Genomic DNA, 16720 nt, shown 5'->3' with positions numbered 1-16720 from the left:
AGTCTGTGTGCGATATGTGTCATTGCTTGCTTTTCGATGAGTAATTGTGCGATTTTCTGGTTGACAGCGACAGAGATTTGATGGTTCTTCTTAACAATAGGAGTTTCAGCGACCGCCATTTTCCCACATTCCTTGCACTTGAAACGACGCTTTCGAAGGCGGATAAGTAGTGGGTAGCCAGCAGTTTCTAAGTAGGGGATTTTAGAGGCTTTCTGGAAGTCATACTTAGCCATTTGTCCCTTGCAGGAAGGGCATTTAGGGGCTGTGTAATCCAAGTGACCGTGGAGTTCTAAGTGAGTTCCCATGTCGCATTCATTAGTGATCGTGATATTTTTGTCTTTCATTTTGAGAAAATTTGTGATAAGATTTAGTTGTTCCATATGAGTCTTTCTAAATGATGGTTTTATCGCTTTTCATTATAGGTCATATGGGACTTTTTTTCTACACTGAAAAAGGCTCCATAATCTCTACAGTGGATTTACCCACTACAGATATTATAGAGCCGAATATTTGACCTTGAGAAATCAAGGTCTTTTTCAATTTTGGTCAATTTTTGGTCAACTTTTTCAGAAAAAAATTATGAAGCTAATAACTCACGAATACGATTGTTTTCTTTCTCTGCTTTTTCTTTAATCAAATGACCATAGGTTTTAGTAATCTGAGTAATATCCTTATGCCCCATATTCGTAGCGATAACCCAGATATCAATATCATAGGCTAACATGATACTGGCATAGGTATGTCGGATGCCAGTAGAAGATAGGTCGTAAGGTGTAATTTGTAGATGATTTAGTAATTCTCGAAGGTGTTTATTAACAGAATGGTTACTTGGAACACCTTCAAATAAATTGTAGAAAACAAAATCATTCAGGTTTTTAATGTTCGAATCTCTCTGTTCCCGAATTTGTAGCTGTTTTAATTTTTTCAATAACTCTAGGGTTTCTAAATCAATTGGAATATGTCGGACAGATGTATCGGTTTTTGGTGGTCGCCATTCTTGTCTACGTGGGTCATATCGCCTATAAGTGTAGATTTCTTTGGTATCATAGTGGATACAATCCCAAGTTAATCCCAAAACTTCTCCGAACCGTAGACCTGTTTTTAGTTGAACATATAGCAGATAATCAATACTATTAAACTGCTTTTCAATATTGGATTTTAAAGCGGCAAGTAATTTATGATAATCTTTTGTACTTGTAATAGCTTTTTGTTCCTTGATTTTACGGCTAGATTTTCCAGTGATGATAACCCCATCTGTAAAATCGGTAATGGAGAGTTTGTCACGTTTGGCAAATCGCACCACTTTACGAACTTCTGCATTCAAGCGTCGTACAGTGTCTTTTCCAACTCTTTTAGCATAATTATTGATAAATTCTTGATAATCGCTAGCTTTTATTTCAATAACTGGTTTGTCGTTGAAATACTCTGAGATAAGCTTACCCCTATGAAGGTGATGGTTTATGGTTCCATCACTTTTTTTTAACGGTTTGATTTGAAGGTGGTACCAACTTTTCCAGAGTTGATAAAGGGATACAGATGAATCAATCGTGTTGCCTTGTAAGAGTTCTAATTCAATTTGTGTAGCTTCCAAGATGGCTTCTTTTTTTGTTTTGAAGCCAGAATTAGACGCTACGACTATCTTGTTTTTATCGAAAATGCGATAATCCCAAGTTTTCTTTTTACCTCTTTGTCTATAAGATATTGCCATTGTATTATCCTTTCTTGTAGAAAATGATAACCAAGACATTCGTCCTGGCTATTATATCATTTTCCTTTTAATAAGTCAGAAAAATTCTGCTCAAAGAATTCTTTTGTTTTTGAAGCTAGAAAGAGATATTTCCCGCCCTGATTGTGAGGGTATTTTACAAAACCATTGGGATTCTGCTCAATGTCAATGTCTTTGCGAATATTGGGCTTGTAAAGCACATTCTCAAGCAACCACGGCCGAGAGATTGAAAGCAGTTCTAAAACATCTGATAAGCTCATATATCGTCCCATTGCTGCTTTGTTTTCTAGCTTTTTGTAATCCTCCCGAGAAACAAGGATATGTGTTTCTGGAAGAGTGACAGTTAAACCTTCGATATTGATTGTAATAGTATCCATATGTTATCCATTCCTTTCGTTTTTTGTTATAAGAAGTATGCCATAAAAACGTTTGAATGAAAGTAAAATTGATAAAAAATAGCTGTTTAAAAAAATTTATATTAGCGTTTCAACAGCTTATAAGCGTATGATTTTGGAAATTCATCAGGACGATTATGTCCCAAAGCTTTTGTCACAATTTTACATGCGACACGATCTAATGCAATTCCTGCCAACTCCTTACGTAAATAAATGATTTCTTTTCTATTTTTAATTTTAGAAATATCACGTACTACGTTTAAATAAACACGTTCCGCATATTCAGCTCTGTATTTGTGCGGTTTTAATGCCGTTGGAACTTTTTTTCCATCAAAATCATCCAAAATTAAATCTTTCGGTACTTGAAATACCTTTCGTTTACCCGCTCGTCTAAATATTTCTACAAGCCAGTCTTCTTCCTCTTTGCTTGTTGGCATGATTGGAGCCCAGCGGTCTCTGCGGCCTTTTGTTTGATGTTTATGGCCATTGATATTTAAATACCAACGACCATTTCGACCACGTTGCATTGCGTCACCAGTAATATTCATCAATTCTTTCTTACGCAAGCCAGTCGCAGAAACCACTTTATGCCAATACTCGTTATTTTTATCAGACAAACGTTCGTCTCTATCGAATAGACGATTATTTGTGCGACTTGCACGTGTTCTTGGCTGAGTTGGAATGAACGATGTTGAGGATATACCAAGAACTTTGGCAATGGCAGATTTATAGCTTGCTTGTGTGTTTGGAGCAAGTTCATTTTCTATGCAAAACTGAAGATATTGATTAACGATTTCTGTCCAACCCTCTATATCTTTTTCAAAACTGTCTAATTGTATTAATCGTTTTGAAGAAATGTGCGTAGAAAACCATGTTGCGAAGCATTTCCACGAACCAGCATATTTTTGAAGAGTACAGAAACTGTGAATCAATTCGATATCTTTACCAGTTTTTTTCGCTTCATTTCTCTTGATTCCCTTTCCCTTTTTATAACGTGCTTTTAAATTTGAGAGTCCTTTTGCATTGACAAACTCAAAACGTCCTTCTGGGGTGTTCAATGCTTCAATTTGCTTTGCGATGGCCTGTTTGCGATGTTGGTTTCGATCTGAACGTGACCGTCTTTTTTTGCCCATGATAAACTCCTTTCTTATTAAACCAATGGTTGAGGTGTTTTCGATTAACGCGATACTTTCGAAAACAGAATCTCCCTGTTGCGGCAGGTGTTCTTTGTATTTTTTTGATTGGAGAAGACTACTCCAATGCTCAATTTCGATTCGAGAGCTTGAATATACATAAAATACATCTGATAACGTATTTTCTTTTTCTTCTTTTTCAATTAAATGAACGATTTCTTGCTTTGGCTTCGCTATTCGTAAACCTTTGTTAGACAATTAACTGTGTGATTGTTTCCTCCTTTATCATTACGTTGTGTATTTTTTCTAGCTTAAAAAATAAGTTTTTTCTACAAAAATATTTTCTAAAATTCCTTTCTTAATTTTATATTCTGATTGAATAAATGAGTTGTTTTATTGAATGAACAGAATCTCACGAATATGAAATCGAACTGTTTCCTCCTTTTGTTCCGATGAAACAATATCACCAGAACATTACTAACTCTACTTATTCAATCTTTTCATTATTACTATGCCAGAAAAACTAAAACAAAAAAATCAAATGGATAAAAAATTACGTTATTCCAGTTTAAAATGAAAACTGGGAGGAACAATTTTCTAAAAATTGCAATGAACTTATTGAAATTTCGTGTTATCTAAAAAGGAAGTTTAGGTTAGAGCATAATTTCTTAGATGATGGCATAGGAAAGATGTCCATATTTGTTTAAAAATTGGAATCGTATTTTATCCATGAATATTAAAAACAATGGAAAAGGTATAAGACCGTATTTTTGTGAATATTGGTATAGTAAAAGAACCATTTTGGACTAAAAAATGGGACATGATAGTTCTCCATTTTATTTGTAATCGTGGTCTAATATAAAAGTCCATAAAATAAGCTCATGACTGTAATGAATAAAACGATATTGCTTAGAAAATAGGAAAAGGCAGGGCGTTTTGCGATTCCCTGCCTATATTACTACGTTAACTGGATACATTTATAGAGATAATCTAGATTTTGAGGATTTACGTGTTTAGCGTGAGTAAACTGTCGTTACTCAGCGCTAAACACGTAGGCTTGCAGCCCAAAAAGAAAGCTCTGCGTTTTCTTTTTTCCTCGCTGTCGGTTCTAGCGAACCGATGTTTTGCGAACCGCGCAAAACCTGCTAGCTAAAGCTCGCAAAAAAAATAAATTCTTTCTTCTCTGTATAATTTCTTGTAAAAATTGTATAAGAAAATAGCAATGAAACACTTATTTAATTCTAAAGCACCAAAAAGCAGCACCATATCGGTAGCTGCTATTTTTGTTATAAAATAAAAGAATACTATTTTAAGGTTCGGACGAGTGAATTGATAGCTTGAATAACCTCTTTTCGTTTACGTTTAGGTAAATCATTCAGTAAAAGAATTAAGTCTTCTATATCGCTATCTGGGGTGAATTCTATATCAAAAAATGTTGTAATATCTATTTCTAATGCTTCCATAACCTTTGACAAAGTTGAGAGTGTTATATTATTAGGCTTATTCTCCAGTTTGTAGATATAGTTATAGCCGAGGCCAGCCTTTTCTTCTAGCTCCATTTGTGTTATCCCTTTTTGGATTCGTAGTAGGCGTATTCGTTTTGAGATGTATTCTTGTAGTTTGTTATCCATGATTGTACCTCTAAAATATATCATACATATAATATTTGATAAAACAAACCACCATAAAAAACTGTTCTTTACCTAAACAGTTGTAAAAAACTGTTTTAAATGATAAAATAGCCTTAAAAAATAGTTTTTGGAACAAACGAGGTACAGAGATATGTCAACAAATACACACACAACTAACAAAAGCCATGGGTTTATCCGCAAACTGAAAGCCTACGGAGCAGTAGGGGTTCTTGCGATTGGAATGCTAACTACTGTCGCAACGGTAGAAGTGCATGCGGATGAAGCAGCAAACAATGCTGCGGTTGTTACTAATGCAACGACCGAAGTAACAGAAAACGATGTCAATCAAGCAAAAGATCAAGTAGCCACTGCTGAGTCTGCCCTCAACCAAGCACAAAGCAATCTTGCCACCGCAGAACAAACGCTTCCTGCCGCTGAAGCAAGCTATACCAGTGCCAGTCAAGCTCTTGAAGCAAAAGAGGCGGAAGTGACTACCGCAGAACATGAAGCGGCGGCAACACCTGTTCCTACAGCTGAGAAAGAAGTAGCAACGGCTACGCAAGCAGTTACGACAAAGCAAGACCAAGTTAAGAACAATCAAATGGCTGTTAGCACCCTTGAAAATGAAGTAGCAGGAAGCACAACAGCTGTTCAAAACGCAGAGAAGGCAGTAGCAAATGCTACCACTGCTAAAGCACAGGCAGAAAAGCAACTCGCTCAAGACCTCGCTGATGAAAAGACGGCTCAAGCTACTGCAACAACTGCTCAAAACCAAGTCAACACAGCTAAATCAACGGTAGCTGAGGCAGAAAAAAAAGTAGCCCAAGCTACTCAAGAGGTGACTGCTAAAGAAAATGAAGTGGCAACGGCTCAAGCAAAGGTAGCTGATGCCAAAGCAGCAGATGTCAAACGAGCAGCTGCCATCACCACTGCTCAAAATCAAGTAGCAACAAGCCAAGCCCAAGTCTCAACTGCTGAACATGAAAAAACTGCCGCAAGCAGCAATCTTACAGCAATCCAACATCACATCTCATCTGCTCAAGCAGAACTAGATAAGGCAAAACAAGCCCTTGGTTCTATCTTTACCATCAAACTGTCCGACACCTATAAAGAAAACTTGGTGAAATTCTACGAAGCCCGCTATGTGACCAAGGACACCACCGAGATGAACCGGATTTGGAAGGTGTTGGAAGCGGAGTCTCGTCGCTTAAACAAAGAGAGTATCGATGGGAAATATTTGCGAAAATTGCGCACATCTCTTGATGCTATTGAGTCTAATCAACGAGTCGTGATTTCTAAAAACGGGAATGGGTTAAATGACCTAACGGATGCCGATCGCTTAGAATTAGCTCAATTCGCTCAAACAATCATTAATGATTTGCGGGCACAAATGGGCATTGCTTCAAAAGCCCTCATTTCAACAGGGTCTATGAAGATTGCGGATATGATTGCCAAAGAATACTTGGCGGATGACTGGGATTCGGAAAAAGGACATGATATCCCAGCCATCATCCGAGTAAAAGATCGGACAGGACAAGCTTTAGACGAAGACTTGTCCCCCCAAACAGATATCTTTAATGACAATTATACGATGACAGAGTTAAAAGGTCAAGTAGCTTTGTTTATAAAACACATGGTGCTTGTTGATTATTTGCAATTCCAACATTTCGGTCATGCCATCTCCCTTACCAACCTAGATGCTAAGTTCCGGGAAGCCCGTAAAGGAGACCAGTACTTTGGTTTGTCTGGATATACCGGTTCAAAGAACTCAGGTTACCTGCTTGAATTTACAGATGGTCCAGCTAAACCAGAGTATGCCGGTACCCCAATTGCCAACCCCATTTCAAAAGAAGCCTTGGAAGCTAAAGTAGCGACAGCAGAAGGGAAATTAGCGACTGCTCACAGTCAACTAGCTCCTGCACAAGCTGCTTTGGAAAATGCAGAGTCTAAACTCCAAAGAGCACAAGCTAGTCTCCGGACAGCCCAAAGTGAACTAGCAAAAGCTGAGGCTACTCCTGTGCAAACACCAGCCGCTCAGCGAGCATTAGACACGGCAAAAGCGAACCTTGCAACAGCGCAAGGTGCTGTAGGGGCTGCTCAAGCTGAACTTGCGACCGCTAAGACAGACCTAGCCCAAAAAGAAGCAACTCTCACCGCTGCACAAAAAGCCCTCACTTTGGCACAGGCAGATGTCGCAACCAGTCAAGCGAGTGTAGCTTCTAAAGGTCAAGCTCTTACACAGGCACAAACTGTTCTTACAGATGCCAATCGCACCCTTGCGGATAAAGAAGCTGCGCTTCTTGAGAAGAAAGCGGCTCTTAAGACAGCTCAAACGGAACTCACACAGGCTGAGTCTGCCCTCAAGGCTGCTCAAACAACTCTTGCTACAGCAGAAGCCAACGCCCAAAAACTAGCTACTCTACAGGCAGAATTACAACCTCTTCAAAGAGAAGCAGAACAGGCAAAACAGGCACTTGACATAGCGAAAGCTCAAGTCGCAACCCTTACACAAGAAAAGAATGCAGCACAAGCTAACTATGACAAGGCAGTGAACAACTTGAAGGTGGTAGAAAGCCAGTATAAGGCTTATCAGGACTACCTAGCAGCTAAAGCCGAAGCGGACCGTTTAGAAAAAGAACGCCTTGAAGCAGAACGCAAGGCAGAAGAAGCTCGTCTCAAAGCAGAGCAAGATGCCAAAGCAAAGGCAGAGGCTGAAAAACTAGCAGCCGAAGCTAAAGCGAAAGCCGAAGCAGAACGCCTCGCAAAAGAGTTAGCAGAGAAGGCTCGCCTTGAAGCGGAAAAGAAAGCAAAGGAAGAAGCAGCTAGACTAGAAGCAGAACGCCTCGCTAAAGAAACAGCTGCAAAAGAAGCCAAAGCTAAAGCCGAGGCAGACCGCTTGGAAAAGGAACGCAAAGAAGCCGAGGCTAAAGCTGAGGCAGACCGCTTGGAAAAGGAACGCAAAGAAGCCGAAGCTAAAGCACAAGCAGAAAAAGACGCTGCCGAGAAAGCCCGCCTAGAAGCTGAAGCAAAAATCAAGGCGGAAGAAGAAGCAAAAGTTAAGGCTGAAGCAGCCCGCTTGGCTCGTGAGAAGGAAGCAGCAGAAAAACTAGCCAAAGAGCAAGCTGAAAAAGCACAGGCGGAAAAAGAGAAGAACGAACCTACCCAACCTGAGGTGAAACCTGACGACAAACCAAAAGAACCAACTGCTCCAGAAACTAAACCAGACTCTGAGATAGAGGTGGAAAAACCAGCTAAAAAACCAAACTTCAATCTTGGAGCACCTGCCTTCCGTGATGACCTTCCAACACTTGATTTATCTACCTTGGTGAAGGAAGAAGAGGAAGAAAACGCTGATAACAACGGTAAGGAAGTGCTCCCTCCAGTAGAAAATCCTAAGCCAGCTAAACCAGTGCCAGCTCCTGTAGAGCCTGGACGTGTAGAAGGAAGTGAAGTACAGACTCAATCTTACTCTCGTAAAGAAAGATATCAAAAATTGCCAGAAACAGGGGCAAAAGGAAATGTCGCTCTAATGGCTCTGGGAGCTGTTGCATCAAGTCTAGGACTGGTTACTATGAAGAGAAACAAAAATAAAAAAGTATATTAGCCAATGATTGATTTGATAAGCAGTAAAGCATCTTGGAAATAGTCATTTATAGATGATAGGTAGAAAAATAAGAGAAACTAAAAGCAAGAGCTAATTTTTAAGACTCTTGCTTTTAGATTTTTATGATAAGTTATACTTAATGAAAATCAAAGTTGGTGTTTTTGCGACTTTCTTAACTGAAAATTATGATTACAAAAATAATTTAAAATCAATGTTTCTGTAATTTATTGAATTGCAGTGAATCCCTACTTTAAAGTCAGTGAAAACGAAGTGTATTTTTGGTCAATAGTTGGTCAACCTTTCTATATTTAATGTAACTAAGATGATGACGAAGTCTTGGTTTATCAATAGTTTTGTTACTTGTTTTAACGTATTTAAACGTAAATCTCACTGTAGTGGGTAGATGTCAGCTAACACCTAGAGAGGACCAAATTGGTCTTCTCTTTTTTGATATTGATGGCAATCAAAATCCGCTTTTTGAAGTTTTCAAAGTTCCTGAAACCAAAGGCATTTCGTTTAATGACTTTGATAAGATTATTGGTAGCTTCCAATTTAGCGTTGGAATAAGGCAATTCCAAGGCGTTTAAAACCTTGTCCTTATCCTTTAGAAACGTCTTAAATACCGTCTGGAAAATAGGGTTAACAGTGGCTATTTCTTGTTCAATTAGGTCAAAGAAATGATCTGAGTTCTTCTCTTGGAAATGGAATAAAAGAAGTTGATAGAGTTCATAATGTTGTCGTAATTCATCTGAGTAGGATAGGAGCTTGTCTAAGATTTCCTTATTGGTCAAATGCATGCGAAATGTAGGGCGATAAAACCGCTTGTCACTGAGTTTACGACTATCCTGTTGTACCAGTTTCCAGTAGCGTTTGAGCGTCTTGTATTCATGCGATTTGCGGTCAAAAGCATTCATGATTTGTATGCGGACACGGTTCATAGCACGGCTGAGATATTGCACAATGTGGAAGCGATCAAGAACAATTTTAGCGTAAGGAAAAAGCTTCTTAGCGAGGGCATAATAGGGGCTAAACATGTCCATAGTGATGAATTTAACGCGGTTTCTGACCTGTCTAGGGTATCGTAGGAAGTGATTTCGGATGACCGCCTGCGTTCTTCCATCAAGGATAGCGATGATGTTATTTGTGTCAAAATCTTGAGCGATAAAGCTCATTTTCCCTTTCTTGAAGGCATACTCATCCCAGGACATGACTTCTGGAAGCTTAGCCCAATCCGTTTCAAACTTAAACTCATTGAGTTTTCGAATAACTGTAGATGTTGAAATGGAAAGTCTGTGTGCGATATGTGTCATTGCTTGCTTTTCGATGAGTAATTGTGCGATTTTCTGGTTGACAGCGACAGAGATTTGATGGTTCTTCTTAACAATAGGAGTTTCAGCGACCGCTATTTTCCCACATTCCTTGCACTTGAAACGACGCTTTCGAAGGCGGATAAGTAGCGGGTAGCCAGCAGTTTCTAAGTAGGGGATTTTAGAGGCTTTCTGGAAGTCATACTTAGCCATTTGTCCCTTGCAGGAAGGGCATTTAGGGGCTGTGTAATCCAAGTGACCGTGGAGTTCTAAGTGTGTTCCCATGTCGCATTCATTAGTGATCGTGATATTTTTGTCTTTCATTTTGAGAAAATTTGTGATAAGATTTAGTTGTTCCATATGAGTCTTTCTAAATGATGGTTTTGTCGCTTTTCATTATAGGTCATATGGGACTTTTTTTCTACACTGAAAAAGGCTCCATAATTTCCACAGTGGATTTACCCACTACAGATATTATAGAGCCCTTTTTTGATGTTGATGGCAATCAAAATCCGCTTTTTGAAGTTTTCATCTTCCGAAATCCAAAGGCATTACGCTTAATGACTTTGATAAGATTATTGGTAGCTTCCAATTTAGCGTTGGAATAAGGCAATTCCAAAGCGTTTAAAACCTTGTCCTTATCCTTTAGAAACGTCTTAAATACCGTCTGGAAAATAGGGTTAACAGTGGCTATTTCTTGTTCAATTAGGTCAAAGAAATGATCTGAGTTTTTCTCTTGGAAATGGAATAAAAGAAGTTGATAGAGTTCATAATGGTGTCGTAACTCATCTGAGTAGGATAGGAGCTTGTCTAAGATTTCCTTATTGGTCAAATGCATGCGAAATGTAGGGCGGTAAAACCGCTTGTCACTGAGTTTACGGCTATCCTATTGTATCGTAACTGCCCCATAACGAGGTATATTGAAAAAGTTCCAAAGTCTTGATTGACTCTGGAACTTTTTCTATTTGCAGTTGTTCTGAAATGGTCTTCATAACCAAGAGATTATCATTGTTGTGATCAATCTCATAGACGATAATCGAGCCATCATAGAGGTTCTTGATTGCACTCAAATAAGCCTTGGCGCCGAGACCGTATTGTAAGTAGGTGACATCTGTGCACCATTTCTGATTCGGCGCTGTCGCAGTAAAATCCCGATTGAGAAGATTCTCAGCGTAAAATCGATTACCAGCTTTCGTGCAAGCATGCCTTACACGACGAATAACTTGGATGCCAAGAATACCCATCAGCCGACGAATCCGTTTCTTATTGTAGTTGGTGGCTAATCGACGGTTAATGAATGTTGTCATGCGACGGTAACCTAGGATGCCCTTGTGCTGTTTATGGAGTTCCTGAATCTTCTTCATCAATTTCTTGTTTTCTTTCTCAGAGGTTGTTTCATCATGATTGAGCCACTTATAGTAGCCTGAACGTGAGACCTTCAGAATCTGGCATAAGATAGAGATAAGACTATCTGGGTGTTCATTATGATAATCCTTAATAACTTGGAACTTCTCTAGGTGCTTTCCCGCTCTTAGCGACGGTTTCGCCGTTTTATTTCCTCCAACTTTTTTAGCAGACCCACCTCCATTTCTAAATAACGATTCCGTTCTTCCAGTTGTTTGATTTTGAGTTGAAGTTCTTCCGTCTCAGTGAGATTTGGCTTGCTTTCTAGTCCTTTTCCTCTACGATCTACCAGCCCTTGAGCTCCCTCATTCTCAAACTTACGTCCCCATGAATAAACTTGTTGGTAGGAGACACCAAACTTATCAATGGCAGCTGGATAGTTTTTCTCGTGAGCGATGGTGTAGTTGACAATCTCAAGTCGTTCTTCAAAGGTGGTCTTGCGTCCTTGCTTCATATGGCTTTGTCCTTTACCTGTGGATGTTAATTCTTTCCCACTAGTATACCGTTTTATCCAACTTCTGAGAACATAAGCGTCAGAGATATGATAGTTTGAACAGATCGTTCTTAAGGAACCTTTACCAGCTAGATAGTCTTGAACAGCTTGTTCTTTTAACTCAGACGGGTAGTGTTTCCGAGTTCGACTTTCCTTAAGACCGTCGATACCGGACTTCTCATATTTCATTTTCCAAGACTGGATTGTTTGATTATCGACCTGATATTGTTTACTGAGTTGGGTAAGCGACTGTTTTTGGTTAAGTAATAAGCAAACAATTTCTAACTTTTCTTCTATTGATTTTGGACTTCTTTTGGACATAGGAAAACTCCCCTTATAGTATTTAGTGAATGTTTGTTTTTTCACTGTCTACTATATGGGGAGTATATCAATATATAAGGCGGGTGTTTTGGTAGGATTTTCTATTGATAAAGTGCTCACTTGCTCTCTACTTGAAATAAGATCTTATTTTTAGGTGCTAAATAGGCCTGAAAGAGAGAATGAATCATTACAAATTCACCATTTAAAGCAGGAGAAAGTTGCTCGTTAGTTTTTGATTAAACTGAGTTCACACATGAAGATAGTTTTACAATATCAAATATTTATAAATGTATACTATAATGTTATTCAGTAGTCACTAACGAGTTTAAACACTTTATCTTTATATCCATTTAAATAGTTAACGATATTTTCTGTAGAGATTCTTTGCAGATCTTTCAATGAAGAAGTCGAATAAAATGCTGCATGTGGACTAATATGAACATTTTCTCGTCCAATCAATGGATGGGATTTTAAAGTTGGTGTTTCATCTTTTAAGACATCTAAAGCTGCTCCTTTTAAAAGTCCTAAATCTAAGGCTGTTACTAATTCATGTTCAACTACACAAGCACCACGTCCCATATTAATAAAATAGGGCTGCTTTTTCATTTGTTTGAAAGCTGTTAAGTCAAAATAATTATAGTTAGTTTCATTTAAATTCATATTGTTGGTGATGATATCTGCCTGTTCAAACAGTTCTTCTTTGGAAACAAGTTTCACATTTAAATCTGAAGGTGGTTCTATAAATGGATCACAAGCAATGACTTTCATATCAAGTCCTAAAGCTTTTTTAGCAACCATTTTTCCTATTTTTCCTAAACCACAGATTCCAAGAGTCATATCAGAAAGTCGCTGATTAGGTTCTGTACAATTATATCTCCATTGATAGTGTTTTTCGATATCGTATTGATAGTATTTTATATTTTTAACGAGAATCATCATCATGCTAATTGTGAATTCTGCCACATCTTTAGTACAATATTCTCCTACTGGACAGACACCAATTTTTCGTTGATTTGCGGCTTGTAAATCAACATTATCATAGCCAGTAGCGTTGATAGAAATGACTTTTAATTTTTCAGCATGGCGAATAGCTTGTGCATCTATCGGTGTAAAAGCCGTTAAAATAGCATCTGCGTCTTTAATGACTTGATAAAATTCTTCACGATTATCTTTATATTCATAAATAACAATATTTGTATTCTCTCCTAGACCTTGCTTAAGCATTTGTATTTCGTAATCATGATTTGGCATCATGGAGTCCGGATAATCAGTAATGACAATTTTCATCCGTATCTCCTTTTCTAATAACTACGTTCTACTGGATAAGTCATGCAGTGAGGACCTCCTCCAGCTTTTAAAATTTGTTGTAATGGTAATTTAATGACCGTTACACCAGCATTTTCTAATGCTTCATTGACCGTTACATTATTGGCTATTCCTAATACTGTATTGTTACCCAAAGCTTGTACATTGCATCCGTGTTTTTCAATGAGTTCTTCCGGAACATCAATAATAGTGAAGTGACGTCTTTCTAACATTTTGATAAACCAGAATGGCAACACACTTTTAGCTGCTAGACATATATTTGGAGCAACAATATTAAAACACATATCTAAGTGTAAGTGTTCAGGTGCAACAGGAACCCCTACAACTGTATAACCGAATTTTTGCAATTGTTCTCGTAAATTGTCAACTCCAGCTTGATCAGTACGATCTACTAATCCAAGGGCAATAGTATGTTCATCAATCATCCAGAAATCGCCTCCTTCAAAACAGCCAGCATTGCAGCGAGCAACAATCGGAATACCTAGTTCTTTTAGTTTTTGTTCGTACACTTGTGTTTCATTTTGGCGTGCAGGATGTCGAAATTTACCGATGATTGCTCCTTCTTTAATCATGGCACCAAAATCTCGAGCAAAAGTCTGTACTTCCAATTCGGATTGAGGTTCCATTTCGATGACTTCAACACCATTAGCTTTATAGGCATTGATTAGAGTTTCCCATTCTTGAACCATTAGGTCATTCTGTTCTGTTTCTCCTTTCTCCATCCATGATTTTGTAATTTCGTTGATACCGTTAAACTTATAATATTTTGGGGAGCAAACAATTACTTTTTTTAATTGGTTAGTAGCATTGCTGACATAGATACGATTAGTCATATTTTTCTCCTTTATTAGATAATGGCTAGTGATAACATAAGTAATAGGATTAATATAGAAAAGTATAGAGCAGCATATTTCCATGTTGCTTTTATCCAAGCTCCGTAACTGACATGTACAGCTTGCGTACAGGTCATAACGATAATTGAGGTTGGTGCTAGTAATTTTACAAATCCTAGAGCAAAGTTATAGATGACGACCATATTGGCTTCGGATATACCAGCAAAAATACCTAATGGAGCCATTATGGATATGGTAGCTGCAGCTAGTCCAGTTGAACTAGGAATAAAAGTTGCTAAAATAATGTAGACTAAGAAGCATACGAATATAAACATAGCGGGAGGTAATGAACCTAAGGTTTTTTCGGTTGCGTTTAGAACAGTCGCTGTAATACTACCATTAGTCATCAGTACTTGAATCCCTCTTGCAAGCGGTACAATAAATGCTGTGGATACAAGTGCAGCAGCTCCTCTGATTAAAATTTGTATCGTCTTATCGATATCGTAACCCATGATGTAACCGGATAAGATAGTCATAACGAGTAATAGACCATTGATTTCGTTAAAGTACCAATCCCCTAAAGGAACAAGACTACTACCTAATATAGTACTTACAACAGTATTTTGATTAGCCCACTCAGTTATATCTGTAAAAAATGTCCATTCTTTATTGAGAGATGTCCAAGGGATCAAAGAAAGAATCATAATTGTGAAAGTAAGTATAAAGATGACAAATACTTTCTTTTGGTTTTGGTCTAGAGTTTGTTCCTCTCCTTGATCATGAGCAAATTCTTGAATATCTTTTTCTTTTCTAAAATATTGAACGGAAATTTCAGGATGTGCTTTGACCTTTTTTGCATATAGACAGATAATTGCAGAACAGAAAGACAGGAGTACAAAAAATGCTAAGGTACGAAATATGATTCCCTCTCCAGGACTAATTCCAGCAATTCCTGAAGCAATACCAGTTGAAAATGGATTTACGATAGATGCAGCACAACCAGCTTGTGTTCCAAATATAACAATCATGAGTGCTACAATCGTATCCAATCCAAGAGAGAGAATGATGGGAAGAAACATGAGTAAATAGACAAATCCTTCTTCATATGCCCCTTGGACAGTTCCAAAAATTCCCATGAGGAAAGTGAGTACAGTAATGAGAACATAGTAATTCTTTTGGCATTTTTTAGCAACGTTTTTTAGAGCAATATTAATTGCGCCAGTTGCGTCCATCATTTCTAAGAAACTACCGAATAGCATAACATTTAAGGATATTGTAATAGCTCCAGAAACTTTATCGTTTCCCACCATTCCGATAATAGGAGCCATGATAACATCCCATAATCCTTGACGATTTGCATTGATTTGTCTATATGAATTGGCAATAGCTCTTCCTGATTTATCATAAGAGTATTCACCTCCAGGTATAAACCAAGTTAAAAAAGCAACAAATAATAATACAAAGAAAATAATTACATATGTGTTTGGAGATTTAAATTTTTTCTTTTCTTGGACATCCATCATGACCTCCTCTAGGTTTACCAGATAGAATTTCTTTTACTTAAATAGTTTTATTAATTGGCTACAGCTGCTAAAATAGCTTTTATCGAATGCATTCGATTTTCACCTTCATCAAAGATGACAGACTGAGCGCATTCCATCACTTCATCGGTAACTTCTTCTCCCCTATGCGCAGGAAGACAGTGCATGAATATGGCATCTGGTTTTGCTTTTTTCATTGCTTCCATAGTGATTTGATAAGGTTTGAATGCTTCCTTTAAAAAAGCAATCTCTTCATCACTCTGTCCCATACTATACTGTGACATGCCGTAAACAATATCAGCATCCTTTAAAGCTGCATCAAAATCTTGTGTAAATTCAATGATTGCTCCACTTTGTTTTGCACGTCGTAAAGTTTCTTCTAGTATTTCATGATTTGGTTCAATACCTTCAGGACAGGCGATTGATAAGTGAATTCCGAGAGTAGCACAGAAAATCATAGTTGTATAAGCAACGTTATAAAGATTTCCTGAGTAGCACATCTTAAGTCCTCTATAGTCTCCTTTTTTCTCTTTGATAGTCATCAAATCAGCAATTCCTTGAGTAGGGTGTTCTAGTGCAGTCAAGCCATTTATGACAGGATTTTGCATCCATTTGGAGCACTCTTCGACAATTTCATGTCCAAAGGTTCGAATGAATAATCCATCGAAATAGCGATCTAGAATTCGAGCAGTATCTTTGAGAGGTTCTCCACGTGTCATTTGCATTTCATCCGGTCTTAAATAGACAACTTTTACACCTAAGTCTGCTGCAGCTCGCTCAAAGGCATTTCGTGTTCGCGTACTATTTTTTTCAAATAGAGCAGCCCACACCTGACCTTTTAGATATTCGTGAGGCTCTTTAGCTGTCCATTTTTTCTTGAATTCTAGACTTAAATCTGTAATGAACTCAATTTCTTCCTTAGTCATATCTTTGAAAGCAAGATAATCTTTTCCTTTAAAGCGATTTCTCATGGCTTTACTCCTTTTTATTTGATAATGTTATTATA

At 37.9% G+C, this 16720-nt stretch carries 11 protein-coding genes and 2 pseudogenes (1 of these 13 only partly in view); 1 reads left to right on the top strand and 12 read right to left on the bottom strand.

The window, feature by feature from the left end; translation table 11 throughout:
* The 5 genes from BFM96_RS02200 to BFM96_RS02180 all read right to left on the bottom strand — a co-directional run.
* Window positions 1-380: the start of an ISL3 family transposase gene (locus BFM96_RS02200; RefSeq protein ID WP_068988908.1), read on the bottom strand. It extends 877 nt beyond the left edge of the window; only the first 380 of its 1257 coding nucleotides appear in the window; its start codon is at window positions 378-380; its stop codon lies beyond the left edge, outside the window.
* Window positions 381-577: 197 nt separating this feature from the next.
* Window positions 578-1708 carry a site-specific integrase gene (locus BFM96_RS02195; protein WP_068989780.1) on the bottom strand — a complete coding sequence of 377 codons (1131 nt, stop codon included), beginning with the start codon at window positions 1706-1708 and terminating at the stop codon, window positions 578-580.
* A 56-nt stretch (window positions 1709-1764) separates the two neighbouring features.
* Window positions 1765-2103, bottom strand: coding sequence for a DUF771 domain-containing protein (locus BFM96_RS02190; protein WP_068989773.1), 339 nt, complete (start codon window positions 2101-2103; stop codon window positions 1765-1767).
* Window positions 2104-2204: 101 nt separating this feature from the next.
* Complete coding sequence (locus BFM96_RS11310) at window positions 2205-3512, bottom strand: site-specific integrase (protein ID WP_223245865.1); 1308 nt, start codon at window positions 3510-3512, stop codon at window positions 2205-2207.
* A gap of 1046 nt (window positions 3513-4558) precedes the next feature.
* Window positions 4559-4885: a helix-turn-helix domain-containing protein gene (locus BFM96_RS02180; RefSeq protein ID WP_068989771.1), complete on the bottom strand. Its 327-nt coding sequence runs from the start codon at window positions 4883-4885 to the stop codon at window positions 4559-4561.
* 151 nt (window positions 4886-5036) lie between these two features.
* On the opposite strand from BFM96_RS02180, the gene BFM96_RS02175 reads away from it, so the two are divergent.
* Complete coding sequence (locus tag BFM96_RS02175) at window positions 5037-8489, top strand: SEC10/PgrA surface exclusion domain-containing protein (protein ID WP_068989768.1); 3453 nt, start codon at window positions 5037-5039, stop codon at window positions 8487-8489.
* A gap of 410 nt (window positions 8490-8899) precedes the next feature.
* Here BFM96_RS02175 and BFM96_RS02170 read toward each other — a convergent pair whose 3' ends face one another.
* The 7 genes and pseudogenes from BFM96_RS02170 to argF all read right to left on the bottom strand — a co-directional run bounded on the left by BFM96_RS02170 (window position 8900) and on the right by argF (window position 16685).
* Window positions 8900-10156, bottom strand: a complete 1257-nt coding sequence (locus BFM96_RS02170; protein WP_068989767.1) for an ISL3 family transposase — start codon at window positions 10154-10156, stop codon at window positions 8900-8902.
* A gap of 98 nt (window positions 10157-10254) precedes the next feature.
* Window positions 10255-10682, bottom strand: a pseudogene (locus tag BFM96_RS02165) (transposase); the annotation flags it as partial.
* A gap of 94 nt (window positions 10683-10776) precedes the next feature.
* Window positions 10777-12014: pseudogene (locus BFM96_RS11305) on the bottom strand (IS3 family transposase); the annotation flags it as partial.
* Between the two features lie 306 nt (window positions 12015-12320).
* Window positions 12321-13301 carry an NAD(P)-dependent oxidoreductase gene (locus tag BFM96_RS02150; RefSeq protein ID WP_068989763.1) on the bottom strand — a complete coding sequence of 327 codons (981 nt, stop codon included), beginning with the start codon at window positions 13299-13301 and terminating at the stop codon, window positions 12321-12323.
* A gap of 14 nt (window positions 13302-13315) precedes the next feature.
* Entirely contained in the window at window positions 13316-14173 is an 858-nt protein-coding gene (locus tag BFM96_RS02145) for a dimethylarginine dimethylaminohydrolase family protein (protein ID WP_068989760.1), read from the bottom strand.
* A 14-nt stretch (window positions 14174-14187) separates the two neighbouring features.
* The gene (locus BFM96_RS02140) at window positions 14188-15693 is read right to left on the bottom strand and encodes a YfcC family protein (RefSeq protein WP_068989757.1); all 1506 of its coding nucleotides are present in this window, start codon (window positions 15691-15693) and stop codon (window positions 14188-14190) included.
* A gap of 53 nt (window positions 15694-15746) precedes the next feature.
* Window positions 15747-16685, bottom strand: a complete 939-nt coding sequence (gene argF / locus BFM96_RS02135; protein ID WP_068989754.1) for an ornithine carbamoyltransferase — start codon at window positions 16683-16685, stop codon at window positions 15747-15749.
* Window positions 16686-16720: the final 35 nt, after the last annotated feature.

The organism is Streptococcus himalayensis, from assembly GCF_001708305.1.
GTDB lineage: Bacteria > Bacillota > Bacilli > Lactobacillales > Streptococcaceae > Streptococcus > Streptococcus himalayensis.
Note: the sequence above shows the minus strand (reverse complement) of the source record. Positions and strands in the feature narration are given on the sequence as shown.